This is a genomic window from Candidatus Buchananbacteria bacterium, assembly GCA_013359225.1.
In the GTDB taxonomy this organism is placed as follows: domain Bacteria; phylum Patescibacteriota; class Patescibacteriia; order Buchananbacterales; family UBA6539; genus JABWCG01.
The window spans coordinates 163,415-185,550 of sequence record JABWCG010000001.1; the positions used below are offsets into that span (position 1 = coordinate 163,415).

24 protein-coding genes are annotated in these 22,136 nt (G+C 41.9%); 16 read left to right on the forward strand and 8 right to left on the reverse strand.

Features of this window, described 5'->3' with window-relative positions; translation table 11 throughout:
• Positions 1–42 precede the first annotated feature (42 nt).
• The 6 genes from HUU49_00920 to tadA are packed head-to-tail and all read right to left on the reverse strand — an operon-like array spanning position 43 to position 5,475.
• The gene (locus HUU49_00920) at positions 43–1,239 is read right to left on the reverse strand and encodes a hypothetical protein (protein NUM25168.1); all 1,197 of its coding nucleotides are present in this window, start codon (positions 1,237–1,239) and stop codon (positions 43–45) included.
• Positions 1,236–1,808: a prepilin-type N-terminal cleavage/methylation domain-containing protein gene (locus HUU49_00925; GenBank protein ID NUM25169.1), complete on the reverse strand. Its 573-nt coding sequence runs from the start codon at positions 1,806–1,808 to the stop codon at positions 1,236–1,238. The genes HUU49_00920 and HUU49_00925 overlap by 4 nt, the downstream gene beginning before the upstream one ends.
• A 2-nt stretch (positions 1,809–1,810) precedes the next feature.
• Positions 1,811–2,239, reverse strand: coding sequence for a hypothetical protein (locus tag HUU49_00930; protein ID NUM25170.1), 429 nt, complete (start codon positions 2,237–2,239; stop codon positions 1,811–1,813).
• A complete protein-coding gene (locus tag HUU49_00935; protein NUM25171.1) occupies positions 2,217–2,654 on the reverse strand; it encodes a type II transport protein in 438 nt (145 codons plus the stop codon). Before HUU49_00935 ends, HUU49_00930 begins: the two co-directional genes overlap by 23 nt.
• Complete coding sequence (locus tag HUU49_00940) at positions 2,654–3,727, reverse strand: type II secretion system F family protein (protein NUM25172.1); 1,074 nt, start codon at positions 3,725–3,727, stop codon at positions 2,654–2,656. Before HUU49_00940 ends, HUU49_00935 begins: the two co-directional genes overlap by 1 nt.
• A 20-nt stretch (positions 3,728–3,747) precedes the next feature.
• A complete protein-coding gene (gene tadA, locus HUU49_00945; GenBank protein NUM25173.1) occupies positions 3,748–5,475 on the reverse strand; it encodes a Flp pilus assembly complex ATPase component TadA in 1,728 nt (575 codons plus the stop codon).
• A gap of 129 nt (positions 5,476–5,604) precedes the next feature.
• Between tadA and HUU49_00950 the strand changes: the two genes are divergently transcribed.
• From HUU49_00950 to murB, 8 genes are read left to right on the forward strand one after another with little or no spacing between them, the layout of a single operon-like run.
• Entirely contained in the window at positions 5,605–5,973 is a 369-nt protein-coding gene (locus HUU49_00950) for a hypothetical protein (GenBank protein ID NUM25174.1), read from the forward strand.
• Positions 5,974–5,981: 8 nt separating this feature from the next.
• Positions 5,982–7,022 (forward strand): phospho-N-acetylmuramoyl-pentapeptide-transferase, encoded by a 1,041-nt coding sequence (gene mraY / locus HUU49_00955; GenBank protein ID NUM25175.1) that lies wholly within the window; start codon positions 5,982–5,984, stop codon positions 7,020–7,022.
• Between the two features lies 1 nt (position 7,023).
• Entirely contained in the window at positions 7,024–8,430 is a 1,407-nt protein-coding gene (gene murD, locus HUU49_00960) for a UDP-N-acetylmuramoyl-L-alanine--D-glutamate ligase (GenBank protein ID NUM25176.1), read from the forward strand.
• Positions 8,427–9,590 (forward strand): putative lipid II flippase FtsW, encoded by a 1,164-nt coding sequence (ftsW, locus tag HUU49_00965; protein ID NUM25177.1) that lies wholly within the window; start codon positions 8,427–8,429, stop codon positions 9,588–9,590. The genes murD and ftsW overlap by 4 nt, the downstream gene beginning before the upstream one ends.
• 36 nt (positions 9,591–9,626) lie before the next feature.
• Positions 9,627–10,673 (forward strand): undecaprenyldiphospho-muramoylpentapeptide beta-N-acetylglucosaminyltransferase, encoded by a 1,047-nt coding sequence (murG, locus tag HUU49_00970; GenBank protein NUM25178.1) that lies wholly within the window; start codon positions 9,627–9,629, stop codon positions 10,671–10,673.
• Entirely contained in the window at positions 10,670–11,533 is an 864-nt protein-coding gene (locus HUU49_00975; protein ID NUM25179.1) for a patatin-like phospholipase family protein, read from the forward strand. The genes murG and HUU49_00975 overlap by 4 nt, the downstream gene beginning before the upstream one ends.
• Entirely contained in the window at positions 11,530–12,912 is a 1,383-nt protein-coding gene (gene murC / locus HUU49_00980; GenBank protein NUM25180.1) for a UDP-N-acetylmuramate--L-alanine ligase, read from the forward strand. Before HUU49_00975 ends, murC begins: the two co-directional genes overlap by 4 nt.
• Positions 12,913–12,919: 7 nt before the next feature.
• Positions 12,920–13,882 carry a UDP-N-acetylmuramate dehydrogenase gene (gene murB / locus HUU49_00985; GenBank protein ID NUM25181.1) on the forward strand — a complete coding sequence of 321 codons (963 nt, stop codon included), beginning with the start codon at positions 12,920–12,922 and terminating at the stop codon, positions 13,880–13,882.
• A gap of 39 nt (positions 13,883–13,921) precedes the next feature.
• Here the strand turns inward: murB and HUU49_00990 are convergent, their stop codons facing one another.
• Positions 13,922–14,272 (reverse strand): hypothetical protein, encoded by a 351-nt coding sequence (locus HUU49_00990; GenBank protein ID NUM25182.1) that lies wholly within the window; start codon positions 14,270–14,272, stop codon positions 13,922–13,924.
• 129 nt (positions 14,273–14,401) lie between these two features.
• Between HUU49_00990 and secA the strand changes: the two genes are divergently transcribed.
• From secA to mutM, 5 genes are read left to right on the forward strand one after another with little or no spacing between them, the layout of a single operon-like run.
• Complete coding sequence (secA, locus tag HUU49_00995) at positions 14,402–17,152, forward strand: preprotein translocase subunit SecA (GenBank protein NUM25183.1); 2,751 nt, start codon at positions 14,402–14,404, stop codon at positions 17,150–17,152.
• Positions 17,142–17,591: a hypothetical protein gene (locus tag HUU49_01000; protein ID NUM25184.1), complete on the forward strand. Its 450-nt coding sequence runs from the start codon at positions 17,142–17,144 to the stop codon at positions 17,589–17,591. The genes secA and HUU49_01000 overlap by 11 nt, the downstream gene beginning before the upstream one ends.
• Positions 17,588–17,890, forward strand: coding sequence for a nucleoside triphosphate pyrophosphohydrolase (locus HUU49_01005; GenBank protein NUM25185.1), 303 nt, complete (start codon positions 17,588–17,590; stop codon positions 17,888–17,890). The genes HUU49_01000 and HUU49_01005 overlap by 4 nt, the downstream gene beginning before the upstream one ends.
• A gap of 26 nt (positions 17,891–17,916) precedes the next feature.
• A complete protein-coding gene (locus HUU49_01010; protein NUM25186.1) occupies positions 17,917–18,231 on the forward strand; it encodes a pyrophosphatase in 315 nt (104 codons plus the stop codon).
• A gap of 8 nt (positions 18,232–18,239) precedes the next feature.
• Positions 18,240–19,103: a DNA-formamidopyrimidine glycosylase gene (gene mutM, locus HUU49_01015; protein NUM25187.1), complete on the forward strand. Its 864-nt coding sequence runs from the start codon at positions 18,240–18,242 to the stop codon at positions 19,101–19,103.
• Positions 19,104–19,105: 2 nt separating this feature from the next.
• Here mutM and HUU49_01020 read toward each other — a convergent pair whose 3' ends face one another.
• Entirely contained in the window at positions 19,106–19,537 is a 432-nt protein-coding gene (locus HUU49_01020) for a divergent PAP2 family protein (GenBank protein ID NUM25188.1), read from the reverse strand.
• Between the two features lie 13 nt (positions 19,538–19,550).
• Here HUU49_01020 and uppP point away from each other — a divergent pair, with 13 nt between their 5' ends.
• Genes uppP through mltG form a run of 3 tightly spaced genes read left to right on the forward strand, consistent with a single transcriptional unit; the run spans position 19,551 to position 22,133 of the window.
• On the forward strand, positions 19,551–20,372 hold the full coding sequence (gene uppP / locus HUU49_01025) for an undecaprenyl-diphosphatase UppP (protein NUM25189.1): 822 nt from the start codon (positions 19,551–19,553) through the stop codon (positions 20,370–20,372).
• Between the two features lie 3 nt (positions 20,373–20,375).
• Entirely contained in the window at positions 20,376–21,083 is a 708-nt protein-coding gene (locus tag HUU49_01030; GenBank protein NUM25190.1) for an NDP-sugar synthase, read from the forward strand.
• A gap of 6 nt (positions 21,084–21,089) precedes the next feature.
• Entirely contained in the window at positions 21,090–22,133 is a 1,044-nt protein-coding gene (gene mltG / locus HUU49_01035) for an endolytic transglycosylase MltG (protein ID NUM25191.1), read from the forward strand.
• Positions 22,134–22,136: the final 3 nt, after the last annotated feature.

Here is a 22,136-nt window from a genome sequence, read left to right on the forward strand (position 1 = left end):
TTTCTTTTGAATAATTATAGCAATTTTTTAATTTATTAACAATTAATATTGTTCTTCCCAGTGATCAATTTGAATTAATGGTCCGTTAGGGTTATAAATCGGATCAATCACTTTTTGGAAGTTTTCCGGCGTATAGACTAAATTAATTGCGCCGCCACTTGAAGTAATTTCAGCGTCAAACCCGGTCATACTGCCATTAATATTAAAAACAGTTCCTGAGCTGGTAATCTCCAAGTCGTCTCCGGCATAAATCAAGCCGTTTATATTGACCGTGCCTCCGGAGGTGGTAATATCAACGTCTTCTTTGGAAATTAGCCCGCCGCCATAGGTAGCATCAGAGTTAACGGTTAACGTTCTACCGGCTAACGTCACTTCAATTTCTCCTTCAGCCACTAAAACACCGTTAATGGTCATATTTTTGCCGATAATTTCGGCCTCACCCGCAACATAGATTATCCCGTTAAGCGTGGTATTGTTAGGCAGGTTTTTAAACTGAGTTTTGGTATATGTGGCTGTCGCCCGGCTTTTCCAAGAATTGGGATCATCAGAGTCAATATCAATTTGTAGCATGTCAACAGTTGAAGTCGGCGCTTCTTTATAGCTGTTATTAAGCGTGATTTTACCTCCGGCCACAACATTTATAACGTTTGATGAGGTGACCGCCCCATCGGTCACCACAATTTCAGCGCCCTGGACCTTAAATTCTTGGTTTGCATGAAGGCGACCGCCAGTAGAGCGCAGAACAATTCCAGAGCCCGTAAACCGAAAGTTGCCGTTCTGTTGGGATCCGCGGCCGCCAGCAAATGTGGCATATTCCCAAGTGGTGCCGCTGCCGGTTGGTCGAGAAATGTATGATTTTACCACTCGTTGTGAAACATTGTCTCCAATTTGATATGTTGAAGTAGCAATAATCCAGGCTTCAGCCGTTACAGTATTTCGGGCAGTGACTTGGTATGAGGCGTTAGTATCGCCAAAGACGCTGGATTTACTAATATCGTTTGTGGCACTTAGGGTGCCATTCAAAAATGCATTTTTTGTGGCAGTATCGTTTTGGATTTTCCAGAGCATATCATTGATGCCAGTTTCGGCCAAATAGTAATTTTTTGTGGCTAGCGATTGGACGTTGGCAATTTTGTTTTCTGAATCGGCTGTTGAAAGCAGGTATGCTCCCACGACTAACAAACTAGTCATGACTAATGTTGACATTATCAAAACGAAGCCGCGAGGTGTGGTTTTCATATATTTCTCGGGTTAATAACAGTATCAATTTCTATCGCTTCCGTTTGTTTTTCTAAAAATAGTTCAATGGTTATATTATCGCCGCCAAAAAAATTCATGCTGGAAAAGTTTTCGCCAATAATTTTTTCTTCAAGCACTGATTGGTCGGGAGCGCCAAAGGCGTCAACATCATCCCAATAAACATAGGTTGAGGGGTCGGTATCAAAATAGTAAACGATAATTTGTTTTTTTAAATCATCACTGTCCAAAAAATATCTAATATATTGAATTTGGGAGGTGGTGTGACCGTCTTCAAATTGAATTTCGTGAGGAACGGTCAGGGGGTCGGAATCATCAGTCGGCAATATGGTGACTAGTTCTTTAGCTTGTCTGATTTCGCGTGACATTAAATCCAGAGTAATTCTGGCGTTTTGAACTAATTCAGATTTGAGGTTACTTTTTCTAAAAACCCTTTGATTTAAAATAAATGTTGAACTGACAATTAAAAGAATGAGCAGGGCAATGGTAATTGCCACCGTTAACTCAATTAGGGTTAAACCACTTCTTTTAGTTGGAATTTTTCTGTCCATTATTAATAGTCGCTAATAATATACTGAATCTCGGTTGATTTTTCTTTTAATACTACGGGGGATTGCCAAAAGACAGTGACGGTAATTTTTTTGAGTCCGACATCTGAGGCGGAGGAGTTAAAATTGTTATCAACTGTTTCAACGGTAGTTTGTCGCTGAAAATTGTATAGTGGCGAAGCCGGGTCGGATGAAACGCGATTTTTTGCTTCAATTGTCCCGGTGCTGATATCTTCATAGTTTAAAGATCGTATTTCTTCAATTTTGCTCAAGGCGATATTTGATGCCATGGTTTGGCTTTGCGAGTCACCAATAATTTTTATTCCCAGCGGGAAAAATTGCATGATGCCAAAAATCGCCACTAGCAGTATCAAAATTGCTATAGTGGATTCAATAATGGTGAATCCCGATTTACTGTTCAATAATTTCGACATAGCCAGATGGTTTTATCTCAACGGTTGAAGTTTCGTTTTTAGTATTGATTAGGACAATGTTGCCGGTTTGAGCCGCACCGCCGGTTGGGTTAAAAGTTACCGTGTTAGCGGTTAAGTTATTGATTTGGTTGATGGTTACTTCGGCAGCTATGTCAACCGTCTTAATAACCTCGTTAGTTTCCGAATTGATTATTTTATACTCGTTACTGGTTGGGTATAAGGTTAAATCGTATAGCACTTGTTCAGTAATTGCCAGCTGCTGAGTAAGTCGCAGGTTTGTTGCCAATACTCGCGCCTCGCTTCTGAGTTTGGTATTTTTTTGGTAGTTGATAAATACGGGAATAGTCACCAAAGTTATAAGACTGACGACGACAATGGTAATACTGAATTCAATTAACGTGAAACCTTTTTTCATTAGATTGCCTGACTTAAAGAGTACATTGGCATAATGATGGCTACAGCCATACCACCAACGCCGATACCCAGAAGCACCATCAATAGCGGCTCAATAATTGATGGCAAATTTTCCATCGTTTGGCGCACATCTTCTTCGTAGAAAGAGGCTGATTCTTCTAAGATTTCATCAAGTGATCCGGTTTCTTCTCCAACTGCAATCATCTGTAAGACTACGGGAGGAAATAAGTTCATGTATGGTGTTAGAGAATCTTTGATATTAACTCCTTTTTTTATTTTTTCTTTAGCGTCTGATAAAGCATTTTTAAATAGAGCGTTCCCGAGGATTCGGGCAGTAATTTCAAAGGATTGAACAATCGGGATGTCAGTTTTAAGCAGAGAGCTTAGTGTTCGACAAAAGCGCGCTAGGTTAATTTTTTTAATGATGGTGCCGGCGACGGGCATCTTGAGCAATAACTGGTGAAATTTCAACTTTCCTTCTTTAGTTTTTATAATTCGATTAAGTGCAATGATGCCGACTACGGCAGCGATGGCAATAAAAATTCCGTAGGTTACGGCAAATTGACTGCTGGCAATCAGGATTCTGGTTGGCAGTGGCAGGGTAACATTCAATTCCAAAAAGATGCCCGACATTGTCGGAATCACATACACTAAAACCAAAACGCCGATTGCCACCATCATCGCAATAACAATCATTGGATAAATCATTGCCCCCTTAACTTTAGAAATGATCTCGTTGTCTTTTTTCATTTGAATAAAGAGCTGGTTTAATACATCTTCCAGTTTGCCGGACGCCTCGCCGGCTTTAATCATATTAATGAACAGGTCGCCAAAAACATATTGGTACTGTTCAAGACCCTTGGAAAGCAGATTGCCTTTTTCAACTCCTTGCTGAATATCGGCAAGTATTTTTCGAAATGATTTTGAGCTGGTCTGTTCGGCCAGTGTCTTGAGGGCTACTGCCAGTGAAATGCCGGATTTAACCATAACACCAAGCTGCTGAACAAAAAATATTTTGAGCGCCAGCTTCAGTTTTCTGGGTCGGCCAAAGCGGCCAAGAATTTTTTCAAACATTATGTTGGTTTTATTTTTATTTAATCTTTGGTGACGCGCAGTACTTCTTCAATGGTGGTGATGCCCGTTTTGGCTTTAATAAACCCGTCTTCTAGAATACTCATCATGCCATTCTTTTTTGCCGCTTCTTCAATTTCGTTGGCGGTACCACCCCTGGTGATTAAGTTGGATATTTCCGAGTTGACCTCTAAAACTTCGTAGAGCCCGACCCGGCCTTTGTAGCCGGTTTTATCGCATTTTTTACAGCCTTTGCCGCGATAGAATAAAAGGGACTCGCGGCTTTGTTTTTTGGTAAGCAGGTTTTCTTTTTCCAGGGTTGCAAGGACCGAATCAAGGTTAATTTGTTTTTCAAGTTTGGACAGCTCTTCTTTGCTGAGGTTGTAGCTTTCAATACAGTCCTGACAAATTTTTCGCACCAATCGCTGGGCGATGATGACATTAGTAGTGGACGCAACTAAAAAGGCGGCGACTCCCATTTCACTTAAGCGGGGCAGGGAAGTTGGTGCATCGTTGGTGTGCAGAGTGGACAACACCAAGTGGCCGGTGAGCGCAGCATGAATTGCAATTTCGGCAGTTTCGTCGTCGCGGATTTCTCCGACCATGATAATATTTGGGTCTTGCCGTAAGAATGATCGCAGACCGCTGGCAAAAGTGTAGCCGATTTTTGGGTTAACCTGGCTTTGGTTAAGTCCGGGCATGCGGTATTCAATCGGATCTTCAATGGTAGTAATATTTACTTCCGGCCGGTTTAAGATGTTTAAAATCGCATACAGGGTTGTGGTTTTACCCGAGCCGGTTGGTCCGGTAACCAGGATTAAACCGTGGGGTTTTTCAATATTTCGTTTAATCGCTTCAAATGATTTTTTTTGAAACCCTAATTGTTCCAAAGTAATAACGCCGGTGTTTTCATTCAAGGCACGCAGAACGATTTTTTCGCCGTCATAAGTCGGGATAATGGAAACACGAAATGATACCTTATATTCGTTTGTTTGGACTTTAAAGCGGCTGTCTTGGGGCAGGCGATGTTCGTCGAGTTTGAGGTTTGATAAGATTTTGATACGAGCGATAATGCCGGCGTGAACTGATTTTGGTAGCGTCATAACATTTCGTAGAATACCATCAACGCGGTAGCGCACCATTACTTCTTTTTCTGTCGGCTCAATGTGAATATCGGAAGCATTTTCAAAAATGGCGTATTCTAAGAGGGTGTCAACAATTCTGATAACCGGCAGATCGTGCGCCAGTTCCTTGAGTTTAGTATCGCCATTTTCGTCGCCATTATCATTGTCTTTGGTCAATTCCTGGAATTCGGCTTTCAGGCCTTTGTGATAGTTTTTAAGGGCTTCATTGATACCTGATGGCGTAGTGATATGAATTTTTATCTCAGCATCGGTTTTTTTGCTTAGAAATTCAAAAATCTGGAGATCTTCCGGATTTAGGGCAGCGATTTTAAGTTCATGCTCATTGCGGTCAAAAGCAGCGATTTTATGGGTCGAAGCGATTGGTTCTGGTATTAAAAAAAGAATATCTTTGCGGATAGTCTCGTTTTTCAGGTTAATAAAAGGCAAATTGAAATATTGGGCAACAATTTGGTAGAGCTGGTCCTCGTTAAACGCTTTTTGAGACAGGATGTATTCTTCCAGGCTTTGATTTCTTTTTTTTGCTTCTTCAAGATAGAGATCAAGCTCTTTTTTGCCAATAGTTTTTGTCTCTAAAAGAATTTTTTCTAATTTGCCGTCATCAATCATAATTATTTTGTTTTTAGGTTGGTTCAAAGCTATTTTATTATACCATAAAATTAAATTTTAAAAAAGTTGGAAAGTGGACAAAATCGGCAATAATCATTATGATTAAAATATCTTAAAAATAGCAAAAATATGATCTTAGATTTTTTCCAGGAAGCTTCAGAAAAGGCTTTTAAAGACAAATTGATTAAATTCGGGCTGGTTTTTTCATTGTTGGTTAATATACTGTTATGGATTTTTTTGGCCTGGCAGTCACAGAAGCTATCAGCGGTTATTCCGCTTCATTATAATATTTATTACGGTATTGATTTTTTTGGCCCGTGGTATTATCTGTTTTTGTTTCCCGGACTCGGTTTGGGTATCTTGGCGCTGAATTTTTTGCTGGCTTTGATGACATATGCTAACTATAAGATTTTAAGTTATTTTTTGATGGCCAGCCTGGTTGCAATGCAGATTTTTTTGTTTTTATCTTTGGCGGCGGTTTTAACAATTAATATCTAATAAGCGTTGTGGCAAATTTCTATATTACTAAAATTTTCTTTTTGACTACCGTATCGTTTATTTTGACTTTGATTTGGACTCCGGTTTTAACCCATTTTTTGTATAGCTACCGGCTTGGTAAAGGTATTCGCGATGAAGCCGCCGCCCCAATTTTTGCAAAAATGCATAAAAAAAAGGCCGGCACCCCAACGATGGGCGGGATTTTAATCTGGGGCACGACATTGTTTTTGATTTTATTCTTCTCGTTGGCGGGAAAATTTTTTAACGGCGTTTTTGGTCAGCTTAATTTTTTATCGCGGGCAGAAACTCTGTTGCCGCTTGGGGCGTTGGTAGCCTCAGCGGTAGTGGGAATGATTGACGATTTGTTTGATATTTGGCGAATGGGAAAAGATGGCGGCGGATTGCGAATGCGCCATCGGTTTATTATTTACGGCTTAATTGCGGCGATTGGCGCCTGGTGGTTTTATTTTAAACTGGAATGGACAACGTTATACATTCCGTTCATGGGATATTTCGACATCGGCTGGTGGTACATCCCGTTTTTTATTTTTGTCATTATCGCAACAGCTCACTCGGTAAATCTAACAGATGGGCTCGATGGTCTGGCAGGCGGAGTTTTGTTGGTAGCGTTTGGGGCGTACGGCGCCATATCGTTTGCCCAGGGTCGTTATGATTTGGCAACTTTTTGTGGCGTAATTATTGGTGCTCTCTTAGCGTTTTTGTGGTTCAATATCAATCCGGCTCGATTTTTTATGGGCGATACTGGTTCAATGTCGCTTGGTGTTACGCTTGGTATTATCGCCATGCTGACTAATGCGGCATTATTGTTGCCGATCATCGGTTTTATTTTTGTTCTTGAAACTACATCAGTGTTGATTCAAATGGTATCAAAGAAATTTTTTGGCCGTAAGATTTTTATTTCCTCGCCGCTGCATCATCATCTTGAAGCCAAAGGTTGGCCGGAACCAAAAATCGTTATGCGGTTTTGGGTAATCGCTGGTGTCACTGCAATTATCGGACTGATTTTATTTTTAAGCGACAAAAGTTAACATGCCCAGTGCCTTCAAAGATAAAAAAATAACAGTCATGGGTTTGGGGCTTCACGGCGGTGGAGCCGCTGTTGTCAAATGGCTGGCAAATCAGGGCGCTTGTTTGACGGTAACCGACCTAAAAAATAAAAGACAGCTGCAGCCGTCGTTGGATGCCTTGAAGGGGTTAAAGATTAATTATGTTTTGGGTCGCCATCGTGAGCTAGACTTTGTCGGAGCGGATTTGATTATTCAAAACCCGGGAGTGCCGCGCGAATCAAGATATTTAAAAATTGCCAGGAAAAAGGGAATTTTGATTGAAAATGATGCCAGTCTTTTTTTTAAACATTGCCCTGCGCCGATTATTGCGGTGACCGGGACGAGAGGTAAATCAACTACGACGAGCTTGATTTATGAGTTGTTAAAGCAGACATCAAAAAAGGTTTGGCTGGCCGGGTTGCCTCAAAAACCAATGCTTGAAATTTTAGATCGGGTTCATCCCAGTGACATAGTGGTGCTTGAGCTATCTTCTTGGCAATTAGAAATTCTTGGTAGTTTTAAACTCTCGCCGCACGTTAGTGTTGTTACCAATATTTATCCCGATCATTTGAACCGCTACGGTTCTATGGCGGCGTATATTGCTGCTAAAAAAAATATTTTTCTTTGGCAAACCAGTAGAGATAGCACTGTTTTAAATTTTGATAACGCTGAAACAAAAAAACTTGGTCGGGAAGTTTCCGCCAGGCGATTCTGGTTTTCAAAAAAAGTTTTTAAAGAAGAAAATGGCGTTTTTGTTGTCGGACAAAAAATTTACCTACGTCGATTCGGCAAGCAGACTTTTTTGGCGGACGTTTCAGATGTCAATTTGGTCGGCGAGCATAACTTAGAAAATGTTTTGGCAGCGTTGGCGGTAGTAACGATGTTTGGGGTTACTAACCGGGGGATTAAAACGGTATTAAAAAAATTTCAAAATTTGCCGGGCCGATTGCAAATGGTTTTTCGTAAGGGGGGAGTAGAATATATTAACGACACAACTGCTACCACTCCGGACGGCACGATTGCTGCACTGAGGGCTTTGAGAAGTAAAAACTTGGTCGGCAAAAGAATTGTTTTGATTGCTGGCGGTGCTGGCAAAAATATTCCTACCATTAAATATCGCCAACTGGCAAAGGAAATTAAAAACAGTTGTCGGGCGGTTGTGCTATTTGCCGGCGAAGGTGGCGAAAAAATCGGCCGCACACTTCGGGCAGAAAAATTCCAGCCGGTGGCGTATGATGTTTGCACCATGAGTGAAGCAATTGGTTTAGCCAACAGCTTTGCCAAGCCGGGAGATACGGTAGCGTTGTCTCCGGCGTCGGCAAGTTTTGGCATGTTTATTAATGAGTTTGACCGCGGTGATCAGTTTGTGGCCCTGGTAAAAAAATTATGAGACGGTTTCATCTTGCAAACAAAAAGAAAAAAAGTAATTTATTATCCAGAGTTTTACCTGATCAAAAAAGGTTTGGTAAAACGCCGGATTATTTTTTGGCCGGATTATTTTTTGTCATTATTCTTTTTGGTCTGTTAATGCTTTCGTCAGCCAGCAGTGTGTCGTCGTTTCGTGAATACAATGATGTTTACTTCTTTTTAAAGCGGCAGATTATCAGAGGATTTTTGCCAGGTTTGGCATTATTTGTCTTTTTCACGGTTGTTAATTATCGAACTTGGGAAAAATTTACGGTGCCAATTTTTGGCTTAGCGTTGCTGCTGTTGGTGATGGTTTTAATCCCTGGCATTGGTGCTACGTATAATCAGTCGCAAAGCTGGATTAGTATTGGTGGTTTGTCGTTTCAGCCGTCAGAGGTTGTTAAATTGCTTTTAATTTTAAGTTTAGCCGGCTGGTTTTCCTACCGCGGTGAAGCAATGACTGGCGACTTTTGGAATGGTTTTTTGCCATTTTTGGTTATCTTGGGACTGGTTGGTGGGTTGGTGGCGTTGTCGGACCTTGGAACAGCAATTGTCATTGTTGCGATTGCTGTCGTGATTTATTTTGTTGCCGGTGCGCGAATTAGGCACGTTATTAGTTTAGTAGTGCTGGGTTTTGGGGCTGCAGCGGTGTTGATCGCTAAAGCACCATATCGCGCCGAACGTTTGATGACTTTTTTAAATCCGGAGCTTGATCCGCTGGGGTTTGGGTATCATATCAATCAGGCTTTTTTGGCGATTGGTTCTGGTGGTCTGTTCGGGCTGGGGTTTGGGCAGTCGCGCCAAAAATTCGCATATCTGCCAGAAGTGATGGGAGATTCAATTTTTGCTATCATTGCTGAAGAGCTGGGTTTTATTTTTGCCGCGAGTCTGATTGTCTTGTTTTTACTGCTGGCTTGGCGCGGATTGAAGCTGGCAAAAAAGGTTGAGGATGACTATGCGAGGTATATTGTTGTTGGCATCATTGGCTGGTTTACCTGGCAGGCTTTTTTCAACATCGCAGCAATGATTGGTTTAATGCCGTTGACCGGAATTCCGCTACCGTTCATTAGTTATGGAGGGACTGCCCTAGCTTCAGCGATGGCGGCGGCCGGCATTTTGATTAATATTTCCCGCCAGTCTTAGCTTGCCGCCCGGGGAGTAATTTGTTACTTTTAAGCTATGAGGATACTATTTTCAGGAGGCGGAACAATCGGTTCGGTTAGTCCCTTGATTGCAATCTATGAAGAGATAAACAGCAGTGTTTCGGGTGCTGATTTTTTATGGTTGGCAACTAAGGAGGGTACAGAAAATTCGCTGATTAGTTCCTATGGCATTCCAATCAAAAAAATTTCTTCCGGCAAAATGAGACGCTATTTTAGTTGGCGGAATTTTTTGGATCCCTTTTTAATTGTAGCGGGGTTTTTTCAGGCATTAAAAATTATCTGGCAGTATCAGCCTTCGGTAGTAATGACTGCCGGTGGGTTTGTTTCAGTGCCGGTTGCCTGGGCAGCTTGGGTGCTAGGAAAACCGGTGACAGTTCATCAGCAGGATATCAGACCAGGATTAGCAAACAAATTGATGGCGCCGGTAGCAACTATTATTACCGTCACATTTAAAAAATCATTGAAAGATTTCCCGTCTAAGAAAACGACAGTGGTTGGTAATCCAGTGAGAAAAGACATTTTAACCGCTCGCCGGGAAGAGGGGTATAAAATTTTTAATCTTGATCCGAATTTGCCAACTTTGTTAGTCATTGGCGGCGGTACGGGGGCGTTGAGTTTAAATAATTTAGTCGTTAACAGTTTGCCGCAGTTAGTGCAATTTTGTCAGGTGATTCATTTAACCGGCGGGCGACTTGATGTTGAGGCCAGCCATTCACGTTATCGTAGCTTTGATTTTTTAACAGACCAATTAAGGTATGCGTATGCGGTCGCCGATTTGGTTATTACTCGGGCGGGGATGTCGTCGTTGACTGAACTAGCCGCTTGGCAAAAACCGTTGATTGTTGTTCCGATTCCGGAAACTCATCAGGAGGAAAATGCGGCGGAATTTTTCCGTAATAATGCGGCAGTACTAATCAATGAAAAAGATCTTAATCCTGATATTCTGGCTAAGGCTGTCAGAGAGCTACTAGATGACAAGCCAGCGCTGAGTAATTTGAGCCGTAATATCACTAAGATTTTACCGCCGAATGCTTCTCGAAAAATAGTTGAGTTAATTTTATGAGCGAAAACATTTCGCGAAAAAAAGTTGGTTTAGCTTTGTCTGGCGGTTTTATCCGGGCCACGGCTCAGATCGGCGTGATTGAGGTTTTGGAAGAAAATAATATTCCGATTGATATTATCTCTGGCTGTTCATCAGGCTCGGCAATTGCCGGCGCTTATGCCGCCGGAACACTGCCGCAATTAAAGAAGCGGTTGATTGAAGGCCGCCGCCGAGATTTCTGGCGGGTTATTTTTGAACCAACGATTCCCCGGGAAGGGTTTTTAAAAGGCGAGCGTAACCGGGTGTTTTTTGAGGAGTTTGTCGGCGACAAGGAGTTTAAGGATTTGCATAAAAAGGTATTACTGACAGTGACTGATATTTTGACCATGAAAGAAACAATCATTGCCGACGGCAAGGTTGGGCAGGCAATTCAGGCTTGTACGGCGGTGCCTGGTGTGTTCAAACCGGTTAAAAGAGGTGGGCAGGTCTTAGTTGACGGCGGAAATTTTAATATGATCCCTTCAAATGTCTTGTATCAAAATGGCGCGGATTATGTCATTGCCGTGTATGTTTCCCGGCCGCCGAGCCTGTTTACCAGATTTTTTTCGACTTTGCGCGGCCTGAAAAAAAATAAAAAAGAAGCAATTAAAAATCATAAAACGAATTTGAATATTATTGACTTAATTTATCGGGCGTCCTGGCTATCGGTCGCTCAATCAAGGAATTTTTATCATACGGCTTATCCATATAATATTATTATTGATCCGGGAATTAAGCATATTGGCCGAATGCACACTAGCGCCGTTAAATATTGTATTCAGGAAGGTCGTCGGGCGGCATTGCGAGCAGTGCCACAGATTAAAAAGGATCTAGGTTTATGATTAATATTAACAGCATAAAAAAAATTTATTTTATCGGTATTAAAGGCGTAGCAATGTCTGGTTTGGCTGTGATCTGTAAACAACGGGGGTTGACGGTTTTTGGCTCCGATGTTCCCGAAAAATTTATTACGGATAAGATTTTAATTGATAATGACATCGAAGTTTTTGAAAATTTTTCTGCTCAGAATATGAGCGTTGATCCAGATTTAGTGGTGATTGGCGCCTCATGGGGAAGCGAAAATGTTGAAGTGGCAGAATGTCACAAAAGGAAAATCCCGACCATCAGCGATTCAGAGTTGCGCGGTATTTTAAGCCGTGAGAAAAGGACTATCGCGGTAACCGGCGTTCATGGCAAAACCACCACCACGGCTTTAGTGGCGCATGTGTTTCGTCAGGCGAGGCTAGATCCGAGCTTTTTAATTGGAACCGGACAAGTGCCTGATTTAAAAAGTAATGCCGCTTGGTCGACGGGCGCGCATTTTATTGTTGAGGGTGATGAATATATTCGGGCAAAAAATGATACCGTTTCAAAGTTTTTAGATCTTGATCCGGCCATTTCGATTATTACCAGTTTGGAGTGGGAACATGTTGATGTATTTCCCGATTTGGCATCTTTAGAAAAATCTTTTGCCCAGCTGATTGAGAAGACAAAGAATGTTGTTGTGGCATGTGGTGATTGGCCTAGTGTTAGAAAGATTATTGCTAACCAAGATAAAACCATTGTTACGTACGGTTTGGGTGACGATAATATGTATGTTGCTAGGGACATCATTCATGAATTTAATAAAACTACCTTCAGGCTTTTTAAATCCGGGGAAGAAATTGGTAAGTTTGAGACGGGCTTGTTTGGCGTTCATAATGTATTAAATTGTTGTGCCGCCATTATTGTTGGCTTAATGGAAAGTGTCAGCCTGGAACAGATTAGAGTGGCATTGTTAAGTTTTAAAGGAACTGAACGCCGGTTTGATGTCTCAGAAAAAAATGGCATTATATTTGTTGACGATTATGGTCATCATCCGACGGAAATTAAGACTACTCTTGAGGCGGTGCGCCATCGTTATCCTGATAAAAAAATTTGGTGTGTCTTTCAGCCGCATATGGTTTCGCGGACTAAAGCGCTTTTGTCTGATTTCACCCGAAGTTTCAACAGCGTTGACCGGATAATTTTTGCCGATATTTTTGCTTCGGCGCGTGAGCAAGGCCATGATTTTACCTCAGAACACCTGGCGCAAGCCACTAAAATAAATCATCCCGACGTGGTTTACGCCGGTGATCTTAATCAAACGATTAATTATTTGAAAGAAAGGCTGGAGCCTGGTACAGTATTAGTTACGATGGGTGCGGGGGATGTCTATCGGGTTCGTGATAAATTAATTTAATAATTATATGCCAAATCTAAAAGAGTTGTTGCCAACAGTGCAGGAAAATGTCAGTTTAGCTGAACAGTGCACTTATAAGTTGGGTGGCCCGGCGCGGTATTTTTATTTAGCAAAAAGCAGTGAAGATTTGTTAAAGGCAATTCAGGCAGCGACCAAATTGGGCATTGAATATACGGTGATTGGTTGGGGAAGTAATATTTTAATTGCTGATTTGGGTTATGATGGATTGGTAATAAAAAATCTCGGCGGTAAATTGACGGCTAATGGAGAAGAAATTATCGTTGAAAGCGGCGTTGATTTGTCTAAGCTTGTTGACTTCGCCACCAAGAAAGGTTTGACCGGCCTGGAATTTGCGTCCGGTATTCCCGGTACGGTTGGCGGTGCGGTCTATGGTAATGCCGGTGCATACGGTTCGAGCTTTTCTGAAATTGTAACCGAAGTAACGGTGTACCAGGCCGGCGAAATTAAAAAAATGAGCAACCGCGATATGGGCTTTGGGTATCGTCATAGCATCCTGAAAGAAAAGCCGGCTTTGGTACTGTCGGTAATATTGAAATTAAAAAAAGGAGATCAAAAAGAAATTGCGGCGAAAGTCCGAGAGATTATCAAACAGCGCGAAGCAAAGTTACCGTCTGAACCAAGTTGCGGTTGTGTGTTTAAAAATATTGAACTTGATAAAGTTGCAATTGATAAGGCTAAAGTTATAAAGGGGCTGGATATTAGTGAGGAGGAATGGAACGAGGCAACTAAGTATGGCAAGCTCTCTTCGGGGTATATTATTGATCGGCTGGGATTAAAAGATAAAAAGATTGGTGGCTGCCATATTTCATCAAAACATGGTGCGTATATTGTCAACACTGAACACGCTAGGGCAGAGCACGTAATTATGCTTATCTCAGAAGTGAAAATGAAAGTGCGCAATGCTACCGGTATTCAGCTGCAGGAAGAAGTGCAGTATTTGGGATTTTAGAAAAAACAACCCAAAGTGGGTTGTCAAAGAGTCTAAGGTTCAGGGGCGGCTTTGTATAGCCGCTTCGATCTTTTTTGCCAACTTCGGCAAATCCCTTGGGTATGAGCTCGCAATGAAGATGTGATCTTTGGTGCAGAACTCTTTGGCGGGATAATGCCCGATGACGATGATCGGAATTGTGCAACCGGATTGATTCAGTTGGTTTAAGGCTTGTGAGGTGTTTATCTCGGCGCAGCCCTCTTTAATCTCCTGGAGCAGTAGCGCGTCGGCAGCGCCACCAGCCACCTGGCTGAGCAAATCTGCCAGGCAAAAGACGGCAGTTATGGCGAAACCTTCGTTTTGAAGGTAATCGGCCAAAATCAACATCTCGGTATCCTTGGTTGGGGACATCAGGAATGTCACTTTTGACACGGGTGCGGCCCTCCTGTAAGCTTTCAATGAAACATCGGTTGATTATTGTAGCCTGATTTTTTCACCTTGTCAATTAACGGTTTATGTTATATAATATCTACGTTTTATATGAATTTAGCAAAACAATTAGAAAAGATTTTTGGCGATCCTAGCCAGCATTTTCTGAAAAAGTCAGCGCCATTGGTGGATCAAATTAATGCCCTGGAAAAAAAATTTGAGGCGTTAACTGATCAAGCATTAAAAGATCAAACCCAAAAATTCAGAGCGGATTTGAAAAACAACAAAACTTTGGAAGAAATTTTGCCGGAGGCCTTTAGCTGTGTCCGCGAAGCAGCAAAACGAACCCTGGGGATTCGGCATTACGACGTTCAGTTATTGGCCGGAATTGTTTTGCATCATGGCCATATCGCCGAACAAAAAACCGGTGAAGGAAAAACATTGTCGGCAACAACAGCGCTATATTTGAACGCGCTTGAAGGTGCGGGCGCTCATTTGGTCACGGTTAACGATTATTTGTCCCGCCGCGACTGCGGTTGGATGGGTCCGGTTTATGATGCGCTCGGTTTAACGGTTGGTGTCATAGTTCATGACGCCGCTTTTATTTATGATCCGAAGTACACCGATGATAAGGCAACCGACCCCCGTTTGATTCATCTCAGGCCGGTGACGCGCAAAGAAGCATATCTGGCCGACATTACTTACGGCACCAACAATGAATTTGGCTTTGATTATTTGCGTGATAACATGGTGCAGAGTTTAGAACAAATGGTTCAGCGCGATTTACACTTTGCAATTGTTGATGAAGTTGACAGTATTTTAATTGATGAAGCGCGGACTCCGCTGATTATTTCCGCGCCGGATATGGAGTCTACTGATAAGTACCGCCAGTTTGCCCAGCTAGTTACAAAACTGAAAGAAAACGAAGATTATAATATTGACGAAAAACGCCGAGCAGCAACTCTGACCGAAGAGGGAATCAATAAGCTGGAAAAATTTTTGGGCGTTGAAAATATTTATACCGATCGCGGGATTTCTGAGGTTCATCACATTGAGCAGGCGCTTAAGGCGCACACTTTGTTTAAGCGTGACCGCGATTATGTTGTCAAAGACGGTGAGGTTATTATTGTCGACGAGTTCACCGGTCGAATGATGTTTGGCCGGCGCTATAGCGAAGGACTACATCAGGCGATCGAGGCAAAAGAAGGGGTTGAAGTTCAGCGTGAAAGCCGTACGTTGGCAACCATTACTTTTCAAAATTATTTTAGATTATACAAGAAACTAGCCGGGATGACCGGTACTGCCAAAACTGAAGAAGAAGAGTTCCAAAAAATTTATGGATTGGACGTGGCGGTAATCCCAACCAATAAGCCGTTAGCCAGGGTTGATTTATCGGATCGGATTTATAAGAACGAAGAGGCAAAATTCCGTGCCGTGGTGACGGAAGTCAAAGAGCGCCACACCAAGGGCCAGCCGGTTTTAATTGGTACAATTTCGATTGAAAAAAATGAACTACTTAGCGTTTTGCTCGATCGTGAAGGTATTCCTCATAATTTATTAAATGCCAAACAGCACGAACGCGAAGCACAAATCATTTCTCAGGCCGGACGAATTGGTGCTGTCACAGTTGCGACCAACATGGCCGGCCGCGGTGTTGATATTAAACTTGGTGGTGATCCGGTTGATGCTCAAGAGGAGGCGAAAGTCAAAGAACTTGGCGGTTTGTTTATCCTTGGCACTGAGCGGCACGAATCTCGCCGGATTGATAACCAGCTGCGCGGTCGTGGCGGGCGGCAGGGTGACCCCGGCAACTCGCAATTTTATGTTTGCCTTGACGATGATTTAATGCGGATTTTCGGCTCAGACCGGATTAAGCGGGTGATGGAAACTCTTAAAGTGCCTGATGACATGCCAATCGAAAACAGAATGATTACTCGGTCGTTAGAAGCAGCGCAAAAAAAAGTTGAGGGATTTCATTTTGATACTCGTAAACATTTGGTTGAATATGACGACGTTTTAAATAAACAGCGTGAAACAATTTATCGTAAACGCCGCGAGGCGCTTAAAGGCGAAAATCTTAAGGATCAGATTTTAACCCAAGTTCGGCAAGAGATTGAAGAAGTGGTTAATTTCCATACTGCCGAAGGCGATGAAACCGCTTGGAATTTACAGGAAATTTATGAAGTGGTAAATACCGTTTTTCCGCTTGATCAAACGGTTCGTTTGGAAATTAAAGACATTGGTTTGGAAGCCGGCGACGCCATTGAAGATAATACTTCGAGAGGAAAGTTAATTGGGTATCTTTTTAAGCTGGCCGTTGACCACTACAATACCATTGAAGAAGAGGTCGTTAAGACCGTTGGTACGGCCGACGCGTTGCGCCGGGTGGAACGGGGCATTATTTTGCGCAGCATTGATACATTATGGATTGAGCACTTGGAAGCGCTTGATAGTTTGCGGGCTGGCATTGGTTTGCGCGGCTACGGTCAGCGTGATCCGCTGGTTGAATATAAAAAAGAATCTTTTGGGCTGTTTACCGAATTATTAAAAATGATTCGTAAACAAATTGTGTACAGTATTTACAAAGTCGGCGCTGCAAGTCAAATTGCACCAGGAGTGATGATGAATCAAATTCCCGGCCTGACTTTTCAGGCGCCGTCAAAAACCGGTAGTTCCAGTCATTCAGCGATTTTACAGGCCGGTGCCGGAAAAACGCCACAGCAGCGGGAAGTGGAAAACCGTGAAGCGTCCAATGCGGTGGTAGAAGATGCTCACACCCATTATCAGGGCCAAAAAGTCGGACGCAATGATTTATGTCCATGTGGTTCTGGTAAAAAGTTTAAAAAGTGCCATGGAGCATAAAAATAAGAAAGTCAAAATTGCTATTTGTGGGAGCCTAGATTTTACTTACGAAATTGAAAAACTCGCGCAAGAGCTTCGGAATAGGGGGTTTGAAGTATTCATTCCGATTAGCTCGGAAAAAATTTTAAGAGGAGAGGTTTCTCTTGAAGAGATTAAACAAGAAAAAAGAGCTGGAAAATTTTCAGAAAGAGCGATAAAGAATAATTCAATTCGCGAATATTGGAACATAATCAATGAGTGTGATTGCGTCTTGATTGCAAATTATGACAAAAAGGGTATTGCCGGGTATGTTGGCGGAAACGTTTTTCTTGAAATGGGATTTGCACATGTGCTAAAAAAGAAAATCTTTTTGTTGCACGGCGTTCCCGATATGATCTATAGCGATGAAATTAAAGCGATGCAGCCAATTGTTTTGAACGAAGATTTATCAAGTATATGAAATATAATAAATTAGTCAGAGACAAAATCCCTGAATACATTGCCCGAAAAGGCGGTAAAGCTATTACCCATATTGCCAATGATAAAGAGTATTGGGAAAAGTTAAAGGAAAAGCTGCAGGAGGAAACGCAGGAATTTTTTGAGAATGAAACAATTGAAGAACTGGCCGACATTCAGGAGGTGATTAAGGCAATTAGTGATTATTTAAAATTTGATGAAACCCAAATCGCTTTAGTAAGGAAGAAAAAATTGGAGGAGCGGGGAGCATTTACCAAGAAAATTATTTTGGACGAGTCCTAAACTAAAACGTCATTAATAATAACAATATGGATTTTAAAGAAATTAAAGATGGTGTTATTAATAATGCCAATCGCTATGGCGAAGTTCATGGGGTCAAGATTGATCAAGACTTTGCGATTTTAAAGTTGTATGAAGAAGTCGGCGAAGTGGCACAGGCGATTTTGATTCATCAGAAAAAGAGCCGGCCGGAAAAGTTCGTCTCCGAAGCTGAATCGCAAGAAATGGTGGCTAAGGAGTTAGCTGATGTGGTTGGAATGTGTATGGTGAATGCTCATCTTTTAGGAATTGATTTAGAAAAAGCAATTTTAAAGAAATGGCTTAAAAAAGATTTGCCGTCGTAAAATATAGTATGCCGGAATTACCTGAAGTTGAAACGCTAAAACGCGATTTAAAAGTCCTTAAGGGCAGGATTATCACATTAGCACAGGTAAATTTGCCTAAGATGGTAACACCTCTTAGCATTAAAGAGTTTACCCAAAAAATTAAGGGCAAAAAGATTATTGACATCTCGCGCCGGGCGAAGGTGTTGTTTTTTAAATTGTCAGACGGCAGATATTTGGCAATTCATCTGAAAATGACTGGGCAATTAATTTTTCAGCCGCGCCGGGGTAACATGATTGTCGGCGGCCATCCACAGAAAGGTGGTGCTACTAACTTGCCGAATAAATACACGCACGTGGTGCTTCATTTTAAGGACGGCACAACGCTTTTTTTTAACGACTTGCGCAAGTTTGGTTGGATGAGGCTAATTACCCAGGCTGAATTTACGGCCATTGAGGCCGGCTTTGGGGTTGAACCGTTAACAAAAGATTTCACGTTTGAAAAATTTAAAAAAGCGATTGGTCGGTATCCCAACCGTAAAATTAAACAAGCTTTAATGGATCATACCTTGATTTCAGGGATTGGCAACATTTATGCCGATGAAAGCTGCTATGACGCTAAAATTCTTCCCAGTCGGGTGGTGAAAAGTTTGCGGCCAAAAGAGATTCGTGATTTACATGAAGCTATTAAAAAAATATTAAAATTTGCGGTTGCCAAAAAAGGTACCTCATTTAGAAATTATTTGAGATTTGATGCTCGGCCCGGCGGGATGGTGAAGTATTTGAAAGTGTATGGTCGAGCCCGTCAAAAATGTCAACGGTGTGGAGGGTTGATTAAAAAAATAAAACAAAATGGGCGAGGCACCCATTTTTGTCCAGCTTGTCAAAAATAATATTAGGTTAGTGAGTTAAGAATGTAAGTTAAGACAACGCCCCAGATGAACCCTCCGGTAACTTCAAAGACGCTGTGTCCCATTCGTTCCCGAAATAGTGGAAGCTGTTTTTGATCCGCGACCGGCATTTTTTTAATAAGTTGATTAAAAACTGCTGCCTGCTTACCTAGAATATTACGGAAACCAACAGCGTCGCGCATAATCAACAGCGCAAAAACTAAACTAACCGCAAAGATGGCAGAATCAAAGCCAAGTCGCAGCCCAACGAGCGTTGAAATGGAAATGGCAAAAGCGGTGTGGGCCGATGGCATGCCGCCGTAGCTGATAAAAATATTCTTTAGGTCAAAATTTCCCTTGATGCCGTCAGTCAGGAGTTTTAAAACCTGGCTGGAAATTAATGTGATAATTGGTATAATAATATATGACAGATCCATGGTATTTATGTTTATGGATTATTTTTATTCAATTTTAGCGGGAATTATCCAGGGTTTAACCGAATTTTTGCCGGTTTCTAGTTCGGGACACCTGGTGCTGTTTCACGATTTCTTAGGCTTTGACCTGCCGGACAATGTTGCTTTTGATGTTGTTTTGCATTTAGGTACGCTGGTGGCGTTAGTGCTGTTTTTCTTTAAAGATATTCTTAAATATCTCAAAGCTTTTATCCAAAGCCTGTACCAGTGGAATTTGAAGAACAATAAAGATCAGTTGCTAGCCTGGTATTTACTTTTAGGAACGATTCCGGCGGCCGTGATGGGGTACTTTTTTGAAAGCGAAATTGAAACGGGGTTGCGCAATTCATTGTTTGTTGCCGTGAGCCTGATCGTCGTTGGCCTATTGCTGTGGTTTGCCGACTCGTTTTTTGCCAAGACCAAACAAATTCAAGAAATGACGTTAACCAACTCACTCATTATTGGTTTTGCCCAAACTCTGGCATTAATTCCGGGAGTTTCTCGTTCTGGCATTACTATTATAGCAGGTTTGAGCCAAAGGTTAAAACGAACCGACGCCGCCAGGTTTTCTTTTTTGCTTTCAATCCCGATTGTTTTTGCGGCCGGCATAAAAAAGACTATTGATTTGGCTAATGATGCGGCGTTTGCGTCGAGTGATTATTTGATTTTGTTAGCCGGATTTTTATCTTCGGCGATTATCGGGTATTTGTGTATTAAATATTTTTTGCAGTTTTTGCAGGAGCATACTTTAAAAGTTTTTGTTTTTTACCGCATTGCCTTGGGAACGATAATTCTTTTAATCATTCTATTTTCAAAATAAACAATGATTGCTATTATTTTAGCCGGTGGTGAGGGGACGCGTCTTCGACCATTGACGTATGAAATGCCAAAAGCCTTAATTCCGGTTCAGGGCCGCAGTTTGACGGAGCATGTCTTTGATATCTATAAAAGGGCGGGAGTAAAAAAGATTTATTTGTCGATAGCATACATGGCTGATAAAATGAAAGAATATTTTGGCGACGGATCAAAATTTGGGTTTGATATCGAGTACTTGGAAGAACCAGAGGCAATGGGCACCGCCGGACCGCTATTATTATTAAAAAAACAAGGTTTGATCCCGAACGAAAATTTTTTTATGTGTAACGGTGATAATTTATTTGCGTTGGACTTGGAAAAAATGTTGCGGCACCATCAGGGTAATAATGCCGCCGCAACTATCGCGTTGACCAAGGTTGATGATCCGACTCATTTTGGCATTGCGCGACTTGAAGGAGATAAAATTTTAGAATTTGTTGAAAAACCCAGCGTTGAACAGGCGCCTTCATCATATGCCAGTTCAGGTTATTACATTTTATCTCCAGAAGTTTTTGATTATTTACCGGATCAGGATTTTGTTATGGTTGAACATGACCTTTGGCCGGCGCTTGCTAATGCCGGGCGGTTGTTTGGTTTTCGGTCCGATGCCCAGTGGTTTGATACCGGTACGCCGGAACGCTATAAACAAGTTGAAGAAACTTGGCGCGGAGTGTAGGTTATTATGATTAATTTTTTTTCCCACAATCATAAAAAACAAAAAAAGGTCATTCCAATTATTTTGGGGTTGGTGATTATTTTTATTTTTGGCTGGGCGTATTATTCGTACGATATTAAAACGCCGATTGCGGGCAGCCAGGAAACCAAAGAGTTTGTGGTTGAGCCGGGTTGGGGGAGTACAAAAATCAGCCATGAATTGAAACGTGCCGGGTTGATCCGCAATGCATATGTTTTTCAGTTATACGTTTGGACTCATGATATTGATACCCGGTTGCAGGATGGCGAATATTTCTTGTCTCCGGCTCAGAATCTCAAAGAAATTGCTCAGATTTTAAGCCGCGGTGCCGGATTAACCAAAGAGGTAACGTTGACTTTCATTGAAGGCTGGAATAATCAGGATATTGCCGAATATCTGGAAGAGCTTGGGATTGCATCGCAGGACGATTTTTTTGAGATAATCCAAACCAAAGCTGATTGGTGGGATGAGTATGAATTGCTGGCCAGCCGCCCTAAAAACCACGACCTTGAGGGGTATTTGTTTCCCGACACCTACCGGGTTTTTCATGATGCTACGATTACCGATATTGTCAGGAAGACGCTGGATAATTTAGATAAAAAAATTACCCCCGAGCTTCGCCAGGAAATTAGCCGCCAGGGAAAAACTATTCATGAAATTTTAACACTGGCGTCAATCTTGGAGAAGGAAGTTTCGTCAGACAAAGATCGCAAGATTGTCGCCGATATTTTTTATAAACGCCTGGCCATTGGCATGCCGCTACAAGCCGACTCAACGGTTAATTATGCTACTGGCAAAAGTGTAGCCAGATCATCGGCAGACGATTTGCAGGCTGATAGTCCGTATAATACCTATAAACATAAGGGTTTGCCGCCTGGGCCGATTGCCAATCCAAGTTTATCATCAATTATGGCGGCAATTTATCCGGAGAAAAATGCTTATTATTATTTTCTAACAACGCCTGATGGTCATGTGGTCTATAATGAAACCCACGACGGCCATGTGGCGGATAAGGCTAAGTATTATCGTTAAATT

What these genes read in the sequence shown, in the direction of transcription:
- mltG (NUM25191.1), top strand. Translation starts at nt 21,090, where the DNA reads ATGATTAATTTTTTTTCCCACAATCATAAAAAACAAAAAAAGGTCATT.
- HUU49_00975 (NUM25179.1), top strand. Translation starts at nt 10,670, where the DNA reads ATGAGCGAAAACATTTCGCGAAAAAAAGTTGGTTTAGCTTTGTCTGGC.
- HUU49_00925 (NUM25169.1), bottom strand. Translation starts at nt 1,808, where the DNA reads ATGGACAGAAAAATTCCAACTAAAAGAAGTGGTTTAACCCTAATTGAG.
- tadA (NUM25173.1), bottom strand. Translation starts at nt 5,475, where the DNA reads ATGATTGATGACGGCAAATTAGAAAAAATTCTTTTAGAGACAAAAACT.
- HUU49_01000 (NUM25184.1), top strand. Translation starts at nt 17,142, where the DNA reads ATGGAGCATAAAAATAAGAAAGTCAAAATTGCTATTTGTGGGAGCCTA.
- murB (NUM25181.1), top strand. Translation starts at nt 12,920, where the DNA reads ATGCCAAATCTAAAAGAGTTGTTGCCAACAGTGCAGGAAAATGTCAGT.
- HUU49_00950 (NUM25174.1), top strand. Translation starts at nt 5,605, where the DNA reads ATGATCTTAGATTTTTTCCAGGAAGCTTCAGAAAAGGCTTTTAAAGAC.
- HUU49_00935 (NUM25171.1), bottom strand. Translation starts at nt 2,654, where the DNA reads ATGAAAAAAGGTTTCACGTTAATTGAATTCAGTATTACCATTGTCGTC.
- HUU49_01030 (NUM25190.1), top strand. Translation starts at nt 20,376, where the DNA reads ATGATTGCTATTATTTTAGCCGGTGGTGAGGGGACGCGTCTTCGACCA.
- uppP (NUM25189.1), top strand. Translation starts at nt 19,551, where the DNA reads ATGGATTATTTTTATTCAATTTTAGCGGGAATTATCCAGGGTTTAACC.
- ftsW (NUM25177.1), top strand. Translation starts at nt 8,427, where the DNA reads ATGAGACGGTTTCATCTTGCAAACAAAAAGAAAAAAAGTAATTTATTA.
- HUU49_00940 (NUM25172.1), bottom strand. Translation starts at nt 3,727, where the DNA reads ATGTTTGAAAAAATTCTTGGCCGCTTTGGCCGACCCAGAAAACTGAAG.
- murG (NUM25178.1), top strand. Translation starts at nt 9,627, where the DNA reads ATGAGGATACTATTTTCAGGAGGCGGAACAATCGGTTCGGTTAGTCCC.
- HUU49_00920 (NUM25168.1), bottom strand. Translation starts at nt 1,239, where the DNA reads ATGAAAACCACACCTCGCGGCTTCGTTTTGATAATGTCAACATTAGTC.
- HUU49_01005 (NUM25185.1), top strand. Translation starts at nt 17,588, where the DNA reads ATGAAATATAATAAATTAGTCAGAGACAAAATCCCTGAATACATTGCC.
- HUU49_00990 (NUM25182.1), bottom strand. Translation starts at nt 14,272, where the DNA reads ATGTCCCCAACCAAGGATACCGAGATGTTGATTTTGGCCGATTACCTT.
- mutM (NUM25187.1), top strand. Translation starts at nt 18,240, where the DNA reads ATGCCGGAATTACCTGAAGTTGAAACGCTAAAACGCGATTTAAAAGTC.
- HUU49_01020 (NUM25188.1), bottom strand. Translation starts at nt 19,537, where the DNA reads ATGGATCTGTCATATATTATTATACCAATTATCACATTAATTTCCAGC.
- HUU49_01010 (NUM25186.1), top strand. Translation starts at nt 17,917, where the DNA reads ATGGATTTTAAAGAAATTAAAGATGGTGTTATTAATAATGCCAATCGC.
- murD (NUM25176.1), top strand. Translation starts at nt 7,024, where the DNA reads ATGCCCAGTGCCTTCAAAGATAAAAAAATAACAGTCATGGGTTTGGGG.
- HUU49_00930 (NUM25170.1), bottom strand. Translation starts at nt 2,239, where the DNA reads ATGTCGAAATTATTGAACAGTAAATCGGGATTCACCATTATTGAATCC.
- secA (NUM25183.1), top strand. Translation starts at nt 14,402, where the DNA reads ATGAATTTAGCAAAACAATTAGAAAAGATTTTTGGCGATCCTAGCCAG.
- murC (NUM25180.1), top strand. Translation starts at nt 11,530, where the DNA reads ATGATTAATATTAACAGCATAAAAAAAATTTATTTTATCGGTATTAAA.